This is a genomic window from Micromonospora sp. NPDC047670 (assembly GCF_043204915.1).
GTDB lineage: Bacteria > Actinomycetota > Actinomycetes > Mycobacteriales > Micromonosporaceae > Micromonospora.
The window spans coordinates 39,628-54,352 of the sequence record NZ_JBIDDA010000022.1; the positions used below are offsets into that span (position 1 = coordinate 39,628).

The following is a 14,725-nucleotide window of genomic DNA, read 5'->3' on the forward strand; positions in this document are numbered from 1 at the left end:
TGCCCCTTGCCCTTCCTTCACGGATCTGTCACGCTCAGCCTATCGGCATCAGACGTCAGACGTCATACCCCTACCGCAAACCCCCGCAGCGCTGAGCGGTCACGCGGAGCGCATGAAGAGCCTATGGAGGCATTTACGTGAGCACCACCCACCCGCCGTTGAGGAGACGGTTCGGCGCACCGCGCCAGGTTCGCTCGCTGGCCACGGTGGCTACCGCGGCAACTCTGGCGCTGGGGCTGGCAGCGTGCAGCGGCGGCCCCGCCTCGACCAACGCCGTCTCGAACGGCAAGGGCGGAAAGTCGATCGAGGCGACGATGGCCTTCACCCTCTCCAGCGGGTTCGATCCCGCGAACGCCTCGTCAGCGGTGGCGACCGCGGTCAACCAGCACATCTTCGAAGGTCTCGTCGACCTCGACCCGATCACCCGCGAGCCGTATCTCGCGCTGGCTAAGGCGTTCCCGGTCGCCAGCGCCGACGGACGCACGTACACCGTGTCCCTGCGTGACGGCGCCAAGTTCTCCGACGGCGCCCCGGTCACGGCCGAGGACGTCGCCTGGTCCTTCAACCGGGTACTGAAGCCGGCGGACCCCGCGGCTCCGCCGCTGATGCAGGGGTTCGTCCCGTTCATCGACTCGGTCACCGCCAAGGACGCGACGACCGCCGAGTTCACGCTGAAGTACCCGTTCGCCCTGTTCGCCGAGCGCATCGCCGTCATCAAGATCCTCCCCAAGGCGAAGACCGCCGACGCGGCCGCCGCGAAGGCCTTCGACACGGCGCCGATCGGCTCCGGTCCCTTCAAGATGGACAGCGCGTCGAAGGAGTCCGGTATCAAGCTGAGCCGGAACCCGAGCTACAACGGCCCCCGCCCGGCCAAGGCGGACACCATGACGTGGAACACCACCACGGAGGCCGCGGCCCGGGTGTCGGATCTGCAGGGCGGCCGGGTCCAGGCGATCGAGTCGGTGCCGTACCTCAACGTCGATTCACTCAAGGGCAAGTACACCGTCGACGTGAAGCAGGCCTTCAACCAGGTCTTCCTCATGTTCAACACCAAGGCGGCGCCGTTCGACGACAAGCGGGTACGCCAGGCCCTGCACTACGCGATCGACAAGGACGCCGTCATCAAGACGGCGCTCAGCGGGTACGGCAGCCCGGCGACGAGCTACCTCGACGAGGGCAACAAGGACTACCAGAAGGCAGCGACGGTCTACGACTACAACCCCGACAAGGCCAAGGCCCTGCTCGCGCAGGCCGGGGTCACGAACCTGTCGATCCAGCTCGACACCACGGACAACTCCGTCGTGAAGGACGTCGCCCCGCTGGTCGTCGAGCAGTGGAAGAAGATCGGCGTCAACGCCAGCCTGAACACGGTGCCGTCCGCGGCCATCTACGGCGACGTCGTGCCGAAGGACACCTTCCGGGTGCTGATGGCCACCGGCGACCCGAGCGTCTTCGGCATCGACACCGATCTGCTGATGCGCTGGTTCTACTACGGCGAGACCTGGCCGGGCAAGCGTTACCGCTGGAACGACGCGGACCGCAAGGCCATGGCCGCCCTGCTCGACAAGGCGGCGCAGACCTCCGACGAGACGGCCCGCAAGGCCTTGTGGAAGCAGGCCCTCGACATGGTGGCCGACGAGGTCCCGCTCTACCCGATCCTGCACACGAAGGTCGTGACGGCCTACGACCCCGCCAAGGTCACCGGCTTCTCCGGCGCCGCGACCACCGGCCTGTACTTCCTGGACACCAGCCGCAGCGGCTGAGCCCCGGATCGGGGGCCCGGAACCTGCCGACCCGCCCCGACCCGGGCTGTCCCCGGGCGGGGCGGGACACCGGTGCCCGCTGACGAGAAAGAGACACCATGCTGACCGTCCTGAGCCTGGTCGCGCGACGACTCCTGACCCTGATTCCCCTGGGGCTGGGCATCACGCTGTTCGTCTTCGTGATCATGCAGTTCTCCCCGATCGACCCCGCACTGTCCGTCCTCGGGGACCAAGCGACCCCCGCGCAGGTCGCGGCGTTCAAGGCCGCCAACGGCCTCGACGACCCACTGCCGCTGCGCTACCTGCACTTCCTGGGCGACCTGGTGCGGGGCGACCTGGGCATGACCTTCCCGCCCTCGGTGCCGGTCGCCGACAAGATCGCCACCGCGCTGCCCCTGACGATCCAGCTGACGGCGCTGGGCGTGCTCGGCGCGCTGGTCATCGCCCTGGCCCTCGGCATCCCGGCCGCGCTGTACCGGGACCGCTGGCCCGACCAGGCCATCCGGTTCGTCTCCATGGCCGGGATCGCCATGCCGTCCTTCTGGCTGGCCCTCCTGTTCATCCAGGAACTCGCGGTCCGTCGCCCCATCTTCCCGACCGGCGGTTACGTCAACCCGGCCGACTCGCCCAGCCTCTGGTTCCAGTCCCTCGTCATGCCCGCGCTCGCGCTCGCCGTACCGGTGGGATGTTCGCTCGCCCGGATCGTGCGGACGTCCATGGTCGAGGAGCTCGACAAGGACTACGTCCGCACCGCGATCGGCGCCGGCCTGCCGCCGCGCGTCGTGGTCGGCCGCAACGTGCTGCGCAACGCGCTGGTCAACCCGCTCACGGCGCTGGGCCTGCGGATCGGCTACCTCATCGGCGGCACCGTCGTCATCGAGGCCATCTTCTCGCTGCCCGGCATGGGCACCCAGATCATGAGCGCGGTGCAGCAGAACGACACCGCCCTCGCGCAGGGAACCGTGCTGACGATCGCCCTCGGGTTCGTCGTGGTGAACCTGATCGTCGACATCCTCTACCTCTTCGCCAACCCCCGACTGCGCGGAGGCCACTGATGCGCCGGACGCTCACCGCCCAGCTCTCCCGCCCCGGCGTCGCCTTCACCCGGCTCCGTCCCACCGCCCGGATCGCGCTCGGCTTCGTGCTGCTCGTCGTCGTGGTGGGCCTCTTCGCGCCGCTCCTGCTCCGGCACGACCCGGCGCAGGCCGGGCTGGGCCCCGCGCTCACCGGCCCGAACGGCGACTTCTGGTTCGGCCTGGACAAGCTCGGCCGCGACGTCTTCTCGCGCCTGGTCGCCGGCACCCGACGCTCCCTGATCGTCGGGTTCGGCGCGGCCGGCATCGCCCTGCTCGTCGGCGGTCTCCTCGGCGCGCTGGCGGGCACCAGCCGGACCGCCGTCGACGAGGTGGTCATGCGCTGCCTCGACGTGGTCATGGCGTTCCCCGCCATCGTGCTCTCCGCCCTGCTGATCATCTCGTTCGGGAAGAACAGCCTGCTGGTCCTCGTGCTGGCGATCGGCTTCGTCTTCACCCCGTCCATCGCGCGCATCGTCCGCGCCAACGTGCTCTCGCAGTACCGCGAGGACTACGTCGCGGCCGAGCGGATCATCGGGGCGCGCCGGCCCCACATCCTCTGGCGGCACGTGCTGCGCAACTGCGCCGCCCCCATCCTGGTCTTCGTCACCGTCATGGTCGCCGACGCGATCGTCTTCGAGGCGTCCCTCTCCTTCATCGGCGGCGGGCTGGCGCCCCAGGAGGCCGAGTCCTCGTGGGGCTCGGTCATCGCCTTCGGCAAGGAGATGGTGCAGATCGGTGGCTGGTGGGCCACCTTCTTCCCGGGTCTGCTCATCCTGCTCACCGTGCTCGCCCTGAACGTGCTCTCCGAGGGGATGTCCGACGCCTGGGCCGCCCCGGCCGCCCGGCGGGCCACCACCGCGTCGGTCGCCGACCCGGCCGAGCCGGCGCTGCCGGGCTCCGGCGAGGTCGTGCCGCTGCCCGGTCTCGACCTCGCGGCGCAGCGGCTGCGTGAGCGCGCACGACCCCTGCCGCAGGGCCGGCCCGTCCTCGAGATCAAGAATCTGTCGATCGGCTTCGAGGGGCGTCACCAGGGCGTCGACATCGTCGACGGCATGACGTTCGACGTCCGTCCCGGCGAGGTGGTCGGTCTCGTCGGGGAGTCCGGCTCGGGCAAGTCCCTGACCGCCCTGGCCGTCATGGGCCTCCTGCCCCAGGGTGCGCGGGTGCGCGGGGAGATCCACTTCCGGGGCGAGAACCTGCTGGCGATGAGCACGAAGCGCCGGCGCGCCCTGATGGGTCGGGAGATCACGATGGTCTACCAGGACGCCCTCTCCGCGCTGAACCCCGCGCTGCGCGTCGGCGTCCAGCTCGCGCAGATGATCCGCCGCGGTGGCACCCGGTCGGCCGAGGAACTGATGCGGCTGGTGGGCCTGGACCCCTGGCGCACCCTGACGGCGTACCCGCACGAGCTCTCCGGCGGGCAGCGGCAGCGGGTGGTGATCGCGATGGCCCTGTCCCGGGACCCGAGCCTGATCATCGCCGACGAGCCGACCACCGCGCTCGACGTCACGGTGCAGGCGCAGGTGATGGAGCTGCTGCTGCGGTTGCGGGAGCAGCTGGGCTTCGCCCTGATCCTGGTCAGCCACGACCTCGCGCTGGTCAGCGACGTCTCCGACCGGGTCGTCGTGATGTACGGCGGGCAGATCGTGGAGACCGGGGTGACCGCCGACGTGATCGAGGCCCCGGCGCACCACTACGCCCGGGGACTGCTCGGGTCCGTCCTCTCCCTGGAGGCCGGCGCCGAGCGGCTCACCCAGATCCGTGGCGTGGTGCCGGCGCCGGCCGACTTCCCGTCCGGCTGTCGATTCGCCGACCGGTGCCCGATGGCGACCGAGGTCTGCCGGGACACCGTTCCCCGGCTGACCGGCACCGCCGAGCACGGGTACGCCTGCCACCACCCGGCCGTCACCGTCACCGTCAGCGACAAGGAGCTGATCCGATGAGCGGGACACCTCCGCGCGAGCCGATCGTCGAGCTGCACGGCGTGCACGTGCTGCACCGCACCCGCGGCAACGGCCTGTTCAACCGGGCGCGGGTGCACGCCCTCACCGGCGCGGACCTGGCCGTCCGCCCCGGCGAGACCGTCGGCATCGTCGGCGAGTCCGGTTGCGGCAAGTCCACCCTGGCCAAGGTGCTCGTCGGGCTCCAGCGGCCGACGAGCGGGGTGGTCAGCTTCGCCGGCAGGGACGTGTGGTCGATGAGCGCGGCGGAACGCCGCCGGCACATCGGCGCGGGCGTCGGCATGGTCTTCCAGGACCCCGCCACCTCGCTGAACCGCCGCATGCCGGTCCGCGACATCCTGCGCGACCCGCTCGACGTGCACCGCCGGGGCACCAGGGCGCAGCGCGAGGCGCGGGTCGCGGAGCTGATGGCCCTGGTGGGGCTGCCGCGCTCGGTCGCCGAGGTGCTGCCGAGTCAGCTCTCCGGCGGCCAGCGGCAGCGGGTCTCCATCGCGCGCGCCCTGGCCCTGGAGCCGGGACTGGTCATCGCCGACGAGCCCACCAGCGCCCTCGACGTCTCGGTCCGCGCCCAGATCCTCAACCTGCTGCTGGACCTCAAGGACCGGCTCGGGCTGGCGATGGTCTTCGTCTCCCACGACATCCAGACCGTCAAGCGGATCAGCGACCGCGTGATCACGATGTACCTCGGCCGGATCGTCGAGCAGGCGCCGGCCGCCCTGCTCCCCGGGAGGGCACGGCACCCGTACACCCGCGCGCTCTTCTCCGCCACCCCGGGTCTGCTCTCGCCCATCGATCCCATCCCGCTCGTCGGTCCTGTCCCGTCCGCCACCCGGCCGCCCAGCGGATGTCCGTTCCGGACCCGCTGCTGGAACGCCACCGACCACTGCGCCGCCGAGATGCCGCCGGCACAACGGGCGAACACCGACGGCGCGGACACCCACGAGTTCCGGTGTCACCACCCCGTTCCCGCCGGGACCAGCAACGCGGAGCTGGTCGAACTCGCCAGCGCGGTGACGGGCCGCACCACCCCCCTACACGTCGAGGAGACAGCGTGACCACCCCAGCCCCGCGGTTCGCCGGAGTCGTGCCGCCGACCGTCACCCCCCTGACCGAGGAGGGCGAGGTCGACGTCAACTCCCTCGAACGGCTCGTCGAGCGGATGCTCGCCGCCGGCGTCGACGGCATCTTCGCGTTGGGCAGCTCGGGCGAGACCGTCTTCCTCACCGACCGGCAGCGGGACCAGGCACTCGAGGCCGTCGTCAAGACCGTGGGGGGCGCCGTACCCGTCATCGCGGGCTGCATCGAGCCGACCACCCGGCGGGTGCGCGACCGGGCCGAGGCGTCGGCGCGGCTGGGCGCCGACGCGCTGGTGGCGACCGCCCCCTTCTACGCCATCGTCGGCCCGCACGAGGTCGAGCGGCACTTCCGGTCGATCGCCGCGTCGGCCGAGCTTCCCGTGCTCGCCTACGACATCCCGGTCTGCGTGCACACCAAGCTCACCACCGACCTGCTCACCCGTCTCGCGGTGGACGGGGTGCTCGCCGGCGTCAAGGACTCCAGCGGAGACGACGTCGCCTTCCGCCAGCTGGTGCTGGCGATCGCGGAGCACGCACCGGAGGCCGGCTTCGACCTGTTGACCGGACACGAGGTGGTCGTCGACGCGATGATGCTGGCCGGCGCCTCCGGCTCCGTCCCGGGGCTGGGCAACGTGGACCCGGCCGGCTACGTGCGGCTGCACCGGGCCTGCGTCGCCGGCGACTGGGACGCCGCGCGTCGCGAGCAGGACCGCCTGACCCGGTTGTTCCGCATCGTCGACGCCGCCGACCCCGCCACGGCGGCCGGGGCGACCAGGGGCGTCGGCGCGTTCAAGACCGCCCTCGTCCTGCTCGGCGTCATCGACAGCAACGCGGTCTCCCTTCCGCTGCGACCGCTCGACGCCGACGAGGCGGCCCGGGTGCGTACCCAGCTGGAACTGGCGGGGCTCCTCTGACCATGGCCGAGGCAAGCAAGCCCCCAGCCGCCGCCGCCGAGGCGGTGGCCGCGCTCGACATCGGTGGCACCAAGACGACAGCCGCCCTCGTGACGAGGCAGGGCGAGGTCGTCGACCGCGCCACCGCCCCGACCCCCGGCCGGGCCGGCGCGTCCGCCGTCCTCGACACCGCCGCCGGCCTCGTCGGCCGGTTGCGGGCGAGGTCGGCGGCCCCGCTCGTCCACGCGCTCGGGGTCGGCAGCGCCGGGGTGGTCGACCGTACGACAGGCCGGGTGCTCTCGGCCACCGACGTGCTGACCGGCTGGGCCGGCACGGACCTGCGCGGGAGGCTGCACGAGCTGCTGGGCCTGCCCGTCACGGTCGTCAACGACGTGCACGCGCACGCCCTCGGCGAGGCGCGCCACGGCGTCGCGGCCGGCTGCGAGACGGTGCTCTTCGTCGCCGTCGGCACCGGCGTCGGCGCCTCGTTCGTCGTGGGCGGCACCGTGCTCGCCGGCGCGCACTCCGCGGCCGGGCACGCCGGTCACCAGCCCTCCCGCTACGCCCGGTCGCTGCCCTGCACCTGCGGTGGACGCGGGCACCTGGAGGCCATCGCGTCCGGGCCCGGACTGGCCGCCGAGTACGCGCGGCGGACCGGCCGGCCGGTCGACGACCTACGGGCCGTCGCCGCGCTCGCGCAGGGCGGCGACGCGGCGGCCGGAGCGGTCGTCCTGCTGGGCGGAACGGCCGTGGGTTCCGCCGTGGGTGGGCTGGTCAACGTGCTCGACCCGGACGCCGTCGTGATCGGCGGTGGCGTGACGGGCCTCGGCGAGCCCTGGTGGCAGGCGCTCCGGGACGCGGTGAAGCGGGAGGCGTTGCCCGGTCTGGACGCAGTGCCCGTCCTGGCCTCGGCTCTCGGTGCGGACGCCCCGCTTCTCGGCGCCGCCTCGCTGGCCTGGGAGACCGTGTCATGACCTCGCTGGTCGAGCAGCTCCGCCACCGGCTGGTGGTCTCCTGTCAGGCGTATCCGGGCGAGCCGATGCGCGATCCGGACACGATGCGCCGCGTCGCCCTCGCCGCCGCCCGCGGCGGAGCCGCCGGCATCCGCGCCCAGGGACTCGACGACATCGCCGCGATCCGGAACGCGGTCGACCTCCCGCTGATCGGGTTGTGGAAGGACGGCGCCGACGACGTCTTCATCACCCCCACGCTCGGGCATGCGGTGGCCGTCGCCCGGGCGGGCGCCCACGTCGTCGCGCTCGACGGCACGTGCCGGCCGCGGCCCGACGGCCTGACCCTCGCCGAAACGATCGCCGCCGTCCACGAGCGGACCGGCGCCCTCGTCATGGCCGACTGCTCCACCCTGGACGAGGGCGTCGCCGCCGCGCACGCGGGCGCGGACCTGGTCGGCACCACGCTGGCCGGGTACACGGCCTACACCACCAGGGGAGAGGGGCCGGACCTCGAGCTGGTCGCCCGGCTGGCGGCGGCCGTCGACGTGCCGGTGCTCGCCGAGGGGCGGATACACACCCCGGCCCAGGCGGCCCAGGCCCTACGCGCCGGAGCGTGGGCCGTGGTCGTCGGCACCGCCATCACCCACCCGACCACCATCACGGGTTGGTTCGCGTCGGCCGTGGCCGACGCCACCGCGGAGGAGTGACCAGCAGGTGCGACCCCGTACCGCCTCTGGCAGGATGCCCAACGGCGTCCCGCCGCAATCGACATCCGACGTCCGCCTGCAGGAGGTTGTGCCGTGGCGCTGACCGATCTCACCCTGGCCGAGTGCCGGGCGTACCGACCCGAACTGGCTGCTCCGTCAGACCTGGACGACTTCTGGGCGCGAACGCTGAGCGCCGACGAACCCGGCCGGGCGGCGTACGAGCCCGTCGACACGGGTCTCACCCAGATCCGCACCTTCTCGGTCACCATCGCCGGATACGCCCGCGAACCCGTGCACGGCTGGCTGCATCTGCCGACGCACGCCGCGGCGCCGCTGCCCTGCGTCGTGGAGTACCTGGGCTACGGTCGCGGCCGTGGCCTGCCCCACGAGAAGCTGTTCTGGGCCGCGGCGGGTTTCGCGCACCTGATCATGGACACCCGGGGCCAGGGCTGGAGCGCCTCGTCCGGCGTCACCGCGGACCCGCACCCGTACCCCGCGGGCACCGTTCCCGGGTTCCTCACCCGCGGCATCACCGATCCCGACAGCTTCTACTACCGCAGGCTGATCACCGACGCCGTGCGGTTCGCCCAGGCTGCGCAGGAGCATCCGGCAGTCGACGGCGACCGCGTCGTGGTCACCGGCATCAGCCAGGGAGGGGGCCTCGCGCTGGCGGTGGCCGCGCTGTTGCCGAGCGTCGCGGCGGTCATGCCGGACGTGCCGTTCCTGTGCGACTTCCGGCGCGGCGCGCAGGTCGCCGGCCGCGGCCCGTACGGCGAGATCGTCGAATACCTCAAGCTGCACCGCGACCGGACCAGCCAGGTGTTCCACACGCTGTCGTACTTCGACGCCGCCGTGCTCGCGCCCCGGGCGACCGCGCCCGCGCTCTTCTCCATCGCGATGATGGACCAGACCTGTCCACCCTCGACCTGCTTCGCCGGCTACCACCGCTATGGCGGCGACAAGGAGCTGCGCGTGTACGAGTTCAACGACCACGAGGGCGGCGGGGGCGGCCACCAGCTCGAGCAACTCGCCTGGCTGCACAAGACGCTCGGCGCGAAGACGCCCTGACCGGCGGGCCCGACCGGGCGACGGGCGGGGCGACTCGACCTCGGCGGCCCAGCCCTCGCCGAACGGGGAGCGACGCGTCACCGCGGCGGAGGCACCCCGCCGCGGTGACGTGGCACCGGTCAGACGCGGGTGATGCGGACCGCGTCGGCGACGACATAGCCGACGCCGCTGGTCCACCGGCTCACGCCCACCTTGTTGCCGTCGCCCGCGCCCAGGGTGAACACGCCGAGCGACACCCAGCGGCCGCCGTTGAGGCGTTGGTTCACCCGTACGGTCTGGTTACCGCCCGTCGTGGCCACGATGTAGGGGGTCGCGTCGTTGTAACCGGGGTCGGCCGGGTACCAGACCGAGACCTCGTAGGAGCCGGTCTCCGGTACGTCCGCCCGGTACCAGGCGGTGTCGCTGGCGGGGGTCGGGGAGGCGAACCGGTAGTCGGTACCGTACCGCTGGGCCGAGTAGGCCGACGTACCCCAGTTCGCGCTCGCCGTGAAGCGACCTGTGGTGGTGTTGTCGACGGTGGTGCTGAAGCCGTCCGGTGGCGGGGTGGTGCCGGTCGACACGTCGAGGTAGTCGCGGTCGATGTAGATCCGTACGCCGCCCCAGGTCTCGTAGCTGTCGCCGGTGTACTGGTGGATGCGCTGCCGGTTGGCGTAGTAGGCGTCCGCGCAGTAGTCGCCGGCGTCGGTGTCCGCCACGCCGTTCCACCAGGCGAAGAAGAGGTGGTCGACGCGGGTGTACCGGCTGTCGTGGTAGGCGCTGCACAGGTCCCGGACCCCGGAGGAGCCGCTGGAGTACATGCCCGAGAGGTAGCCGAGCGCGTGGAGGCGCTCGGTCCAGCCGGAGAGGTACGACAGCACGGCGGCCTTGCACGACTCACTCGACGGGTAGTGCTCGATGTCGTTGTAGATCACGCTTCCGCCGGGGATGCCCAGCGTCCGGGCCGCGCTCACCGCGCTGCTGGCGCGGGCCGCCCCCTCGGACCGCGCGGTGGCCGGGTCGTACGACATCTTCGGTGTGCGGGTGCCGCACGGCGCCTGCCGGTCGAGTTCGATGGGGATGAGATGCCAGCCGTTGCTGGTCTGGTTGGTCACCCAGCTCGCGGTCAGGTTGGCCTGCGCGCAGGACCGGCTGGAGCCGCTGATGTAGATGCCGACCGCCCGGTACGGCGAGCTGTTCCGCCAGGCGTCCATGGTCGACTGCGACGGGGCGGTGCACGTGTCGAAGCCCTTGCCGGTGTAGGTGCCCGGCTGCGGGCCGGGCGCCGCCGACGCGGTCACCGTGGCGGACCTCGCCTCGGCGCGGACGTCGTCCACCGACACCGGCCGTGCGCCCGGGCCGAGGCGTGCGGAGGCCAGGATCCGGCGGACCGCCGGCTCGGTGTCCGGCGTGTGCAGGGCGGTGACGAGTACGCCCGCGTCCCGGACCGCGACCTGGATCGATCCGTCGCGGGAGGCCGGGCTGCCCACGGTCGCCCTCCCGCTCGCCGTGACCGCCGTGTCGGCAGTGAGTCGTTCGGCGGTGACGGAGTCGATCGGCTCGACGATCAGTCCCGCCGTTCGCCCCACGAGTCCGGTGGGGCACCAGGGCTCGTTCCCCGGGTGGCCGAGGTAGACCGCGGGCCGGTCGAAGCGGACGCACGCGTGCGGGTCGGCCGCCAGGTCGACGACCTGCCACTCGGCGGGGACCGACAGGTGATATCCGCGGTAGCTGACGGTTCGCTCGTCCGTGGGGGCCGCCCGGGTCGGTGTGGCCGCCACGGCCAAGCCGACGGCGGCAGCCACGAGGGTGGCCATGATCCGTCTTGTCGTCATCGGGTCCCTCTCTGTGGAAAAATTTCGTAACCGAGAAGAGATTTGGCAGATTCCTACCACGCGGGTGCCGTTCGCGCTAGAGATGTCCGTCAATGTGGCGCGAGAGCGGCGGGCGGGAGTGATCGTCGATGGCTACGATGTGCCCTCCGGTACGGGAGGGCGGCGGGCGCGGTGGTCGAGGTTCCTGATGCGGTACTCGCGGAGTTGTCGGGCCCGGTCGCCGCGGCGCTGCCGCTCGTCGTCGCCCGCATCCCGACGCGACCGGCGGCCGAACTCGGCCGGCTGCGGGCGGTCGAGGACGGTGACACCTGGCCGATCCGCGGGTCGTCGGTCGCGCACCCGGCGGTGGCCCGGTTCAGCCCCGGTGCTCCGGCCCGGTCGGGCGACCCGTCGGTGCGGGACGCGCTCGGCTCGCTGCCGCCGCTGCTGACCGAACGTCTGCTCGGCGCGCTGGAACTGACCGTGGCGGAGTTGGACCTGGGCGACGCCCCCGACCTGACCGGTCTCCTGGGTGAGCCGGTCACCGGCAGCTTCGGCGTCGCGAGCGTGAGCGGGCAGAGCGAGGCGGTCACCGGAGCGGCCGTGCTGGAGCAGATCCGGCCCGGCGCGGTGCCGCTGGTCGCCGCGCTGGCCCGCCGGCTGGCCACCCAGCCGCGGGTGGCTCCCCTGCTGACGGTGGCGCCTGGAATCACCGACGAGCGGGACATCGCCGCGGCGCACGGCGCGGCCCAGCTCGCGCTGGCCGTGGCCACGGCCGCCGCCGTCCTGCGCCGGGTCGGCATCCGGCCCTGGGCCACGGAACCACCGGCCGTGCTCGGCGTCGCGATCGGCACCGCGGTCCTCCTGCTGCGCGACTCCCCGATGCCCGCCGGCTACGCCGCCGCGCTGCTCGACCGGGCCCGCGCCGAGTACCTGCTGCCCCGCCACTGCAGCGGGTCGGCGCCGGTGGCCGGGCACCGGTTCGCGCTGTCGGAGGGCACCGCCGTTCCGGAGGTCGACTTCGGCGGCAACGGGCTGGTCGCGGTCGTCCCGGGCGGCGCGGTGATCCGTACCGGCGTGCGGACCGGGCACGTCCGGATCACGTTGAGCGTCCTGGCCGGACCACCGCCGGACGTCGCGACCGGGTGGGAGGAGATCGTCGAGGTCAGCTGGCGGGCGGCAGCCGGCGGCGCGTCGGTGGTCGGGTCCCGTGCGGTCGAGCCGCACCTGCGCCGGGTCACCCCGCCCTGGCCGGGCGACTACCGGCTACGGGTGCACGCCCGCGGTCGGGACGACGCCGACGAGGGCGACACCGAGCACTACGAGCTGGTGGTGTGGCAGGCGCCCGCCGGGCCCGAGATCGTGTACGCCCGTACGGACCGGCTCGGCCATCGGCTGCGCGGCGAGCCGGAGCCGGCGCGGCCCGAACGGCCCGAGACCGCGTACCGGTGGCTGCGCCGCAGCACCCTCGGCGAGGCCGCGACGGTCACGGTGGTGACCGGGGCGAGCGCCGCGGACGTGCTGCGCGCCTTCGGCGCGGACCCGGCCCGACCGGAGTCGATGCGCGCGATCAGCGAGGACCTGTTGCGGCGGCAGTCGATCGACCCGTGGGTCGCGGTGCTGGACGTCGGCGGCGCCGTGCTCGCCGTGGAGTACAACGGCTGGCAGGGCTCCACCGCGCCGGTGCTGACCCGCACGTCCGCCGGGGGGCGGGCCGCCAGCATGTTCTGGAACGTCAACGCGGTGACCCGGCTGTCGTTCGCCGAACGCGGCGAGGTACTGCTGCGGGTGGAGCCGTTCGGCGACCTCGACGCGCCACCATCGGTCGCCGCGGCGCTCGCCGGCCTCGACTTCGCCGACCACCACCGCGGCAAGTCGATGATGGGCCTGGTCGCGGTGCAGCGATTCACCGGCCACGGCCTCACCGCCGAGGACCTGGCCCGGATCGAGGCCGCCGACATCGGTTTCCGGATCGTGCCGGACCTACCCGCGCTGCACCCGCGCCGGCCGCGGCCCGGCAGACCCCTCGGTCCCGCCGTCAAGGCGCCGACCGGGCTGCCCGAACCAGAGCTGCTGACCGGGCTGCCCGAACCGGAACTGCGGGACCTGGCCTGGTGGGCCGCCGCGGAGGCAGCCCGCTACGCGGGACTCGGCGACGACTCGGACATCGCCGCCAGCGTCGCCGCCCGCGCCCTGACCCCGCCCGCGCACCTGCGCGCCCGCCGGTCCCAGCTCCAAGACGGCGAACACCGGTGGCTCTGGCTCGCCCTGCACCGCGCGACCAACCCGGACCCGGTCGCCGCGGTCACGGACACCGTCGCCGCGGCCCGCCACGCCGCCGGCCCCCACGCGGCCAACCTGGTCGCCGACGCGCGAGCCAGGATCGTCAGGTCCGCCGGGCAGTGACGGCTCGGCGCCGTACGCCCGACACCTGTCGCTGGCCCTCAGCCGCCACGACGGGCCGTCGGTGGACCTCCAGGTCGGGACCACCGTAGCGCCGCCACCAGGGTCGCGGTACCCCGCGCCGCCGACGGTGCGTTCACCGCGCTACCGGGGCGTCAGCACGCAGAACTCGTTGCCATCGGGGTCGGCCAGCACCACCCGGTCGACCTCGCCCTGGCCGATGTCGATCCGGGTCGCCCCGAGGGAGACCAGCCGGTCGACCTCTGCCTGCTGATCACCGTGGGCAGGCGGGGCGAGATCGAAGTGCAGTCGCTGCTTGCCGGTCTTCGGCATCAGCGGCGGGCCGCCCCACGTGATCTTGGGGCCGCCGGACGGCGAACGGATCGCGGTCTCCTGGTCCTGGTCCCAGACCAGCGGCCACCCCAGCGCCTCGCTCCAGAAGTACCCGACCTCCTGCGAACCGTCGCAGGCGAGTGCTCCGATGAAGCCGCAGTCGGCGAGGAACGTGTTGCCCGGCTCGATGACGCAGAACTCGTTGCCCTCGGGGTCGGCAAGCACCACGTGACCCTCCTCGGGGCGCTGGCCGATGTCGATGTGCCGCGCGCCGAGCCTCAGCGCCCGGGCTACCGTCTGCCGCTGGTCCTCCGGGGACGTGCTCGTCAGGTCGAAGTGCATCCGGTTCTGGCCGACCTTCGGGTTCCGGGTCGGCAGGAAGCGGATGCGGAACCCGGTGTCATCGTCGGACAGGAGCGTGACGCCGTCGTGTGGGTCGTCGGCCAGCTCCCACCCCAGGAACCCGGACCAGAACCGGGCGAGGTGCAGTGGCTGGTTCGCGTCGAAGCTGACCGCGAACAACTGACTGGTCATACCTCTGCTCCTCTCCGACCCCGCTGACCGACCGCTGTCGTCAGGAGCCCCACCGCCCCGTCGAGCGGGAGCCTACGGGTGAGCCGGGCCACCCGCAGCCGAGTATTCGACGGCGGCCGGAACACCCGACGGCGTGCCGCCGGCGCGCGGCGCGGAGCCTCGACGGCC

Annotated in this window: 10 protein-coding genes and 1 pseudogene; 9 read left to right on the plus strand and 2 right to left on the minus strand. The window is 72.8% G+C overall.

Translation table 11 applies throughout. From position 1 onward, the window contains the following. Window positions 1-137: 137 nt before the first annotated feature. The 8 genes from ACGF7U_RS30405 (at window position 138) to ACGF7U_RS30440 (ending at window position 9,497) form a co-directional block, all read left to right on the plus strand. Window positions 138-1,763 carry an ABC transporter substrate-binding protein gene (locus ACGF7U_RS30405; protein ID WP_393112560.1) on the plus strand — a complete coding sequence of 542 codons (1,626 nt, stop codon included), beginning with the start codon at window positions 138-140 and terminating at the stop codon, window positions 1,761-1,763. 98 nt (window positions 1,764-1,861) lie between these two features. Beyond that, entirely contained in the window at window positions 1,862-2,818 is a 957-nt protein-coding gene (locus tag ACGF7U_RS30410) for an ABC transporter permease (RefSeq protein ID WP_393112562.1), read from the plus strand. Continuing rightward, window positions 2,818-4,782 carry a dipeptide/oligopeptide/nickel ABC transporter permease/ATP-binding protein gene (locus ACGF7U_RS30415; protein ID WP_393112564.1) on the plus strand — a complete coding sequence of 655 codons (1,965 nt, stop codon included), beginning with the start codon at window positions 2,818-2,820 and terminating at the stop codon, window positions 4,780-4,782. The genes ACGF7U_RS30410 and ACGF7U_RS30415 overlap by 1 nt, the downstream gene beginning before the upstream one ends. Continuing rightward, window positions 4,779-5,855: an oligopeptide/dipeptide ABC transporter ATP-binding protein gene (locus ACGF7U_RS30420; protein ID WP_393112566.1), complete on the plus strand. Its 1,077-nt coding sequence runs from the start codon at window positions 4,779-4,781 to the stop codon at window positions 5,853-5,855. Before ACGF7U_RS30415 ends, ACGF7U_RS30420 begins: the two co-directional genes overlap by 4 nt. Further along, the gene (locus ACGF7U_RS30425; protein ID WP_393112568.1) at window positions 5,852-6,790 is read left to right on the plus strand and encodes a dihydrodipicolinate synthase family protein; all 939 of its coding nucleotides are present in this window, start codon (window positions 5,852-5,854) and stop codon (window positions 6,788-6,790) included. Before ACGF7U_RS30420 ends, ACGF7U_RS30425 begins: the two co-directional genes overlap by 4 nt. Before the next feature lie 2 nt (window positions 6,791-6,792). Continuing rightward, entirely contained in the window at window positions 6,793-7,743 is a 951-nt protein-coding gene (locus tag ACGF7U_RS30430) for an ROK family protein (protein WP_393112570.1), read from the plus strand. Then, complete coding sequence (locus ACGF7U_RS30435) at window positions 7,740-8,429, plus strand: N-acetylmannosamine-6-phosphate 2-epimerase (RefSeq protein ID WP_393112572.1); 690 nt, start codon at window positions 7,740-7,742, stop codon at window positions 8,427-8,429. The genes ACGF7U_RS30430 and ACGF7U_RS30435 overlap by 4 nt, the downstream gene beginning before the upstream one ends. 93 nt (window positions 8,430-8,522) lie before the next feature. Next, window positions 8,523-9,497, plus strand: a complete 975-nt coding sequence (locus ACGF7U_RS30440) for an acetylxylan esterase (protein WP_393112574.1) — start codon at window positions 8,523-8,525, stop codon at window positions 9,495-9,497. Window positions 9,498-9,616: 119 nt separating this feature from the next. Here ACGF7U_RS30440 and ACGF7U_RS30445 read toward each other — a convergent pair. Beyond that, a pseudogene (locus ACGF7U_RS30445) lies at window positions 9,617-10,768 on the minus strand (glycoside hydrolase domain-containing protein); the annotation flags it as partial. A 711-nt stretch (window positions 10,769-11,479) separates the two neighbouring features. Here ACGF7U_RS30445 and ACGF7U_RS30450 point away from each other — a divergent pair. Continuing rightward, complete coding sequence (locus ACGF7U_RS30450) at window positions 11,480-13,693, plus strand: DUF6461 domain-containing protein (protein ID WP_393112576.1); 2,214 nt, start codon at window positions 11,480-11,482, stop codon at window positions 13,691-13,693. A gap of 141 nt (window positions 13,694-13,834) precedes the next feature. Here ACGF7U_RS30450 and ACGF7U_RS30455 read toward each other — a convergent pair whose 3' ends face one another. Beyond that, window positions 13,835-14,557, minus strand: coding sequence for a VOC family protein (locus ACGF7U_RS30455; protein WP_393112578.1), 723 nt, complete (start codon window positions 14,555-14,557; stop codon window positions 13,835-13,837). Window positions 14,558-14,725 lie beyond the last annotated feature (168 nt).

Excerpts from the sequence above, each read along its gene's own strand:
- ACGF7U_RS30410 (WP_393112562.1), top strand. The coding sequence starts at position 1,862 with ATGCTGACCGTCCTGAGCCTGGTCGCGCGACGACTCCTGACCCTGATT.
- ACGF7U_RS30415 (WP_393112564.1), top strand. The coding sequence starts at position 2,818 with ATGCGCCGGACGCTCACCGCCCAGCTCTCCCGCCCCGGCGTCGCCTTC.
- ACGF7U_RS30420 (WP_393112566.1), top strand. The coding sequence starts at position 4,779 with ATGAGCGGGACACCTCCGCGCGAGCCGATCGTCGAGCTGCACGGCGTG.
- ACGF7U_RS30430 (WP_393112570.1), top strand. The coding sequence starts at position 6,793 with ATGGCCGAGGCAAGCAAGCCCCCAGCCGCCGCCGCCGAGGCGGTGGCC.
- ACGF7U_RS30435 (WP_393112572.1), top strand. The coding sequence starts at position 7,740 with ATGACCTCGCTGGTCGAGCAGCTCCGCCACCGGCTGGTGGTCTCCTGT.
- ACGF7U_RS30455 (WP_393112578.1), bottom strand. The coding sequence starts at position 14,557 with ATGACCAGTCAGTTGTTCGCGGTCAGCTTCGACGCGAACCAGCCACTG.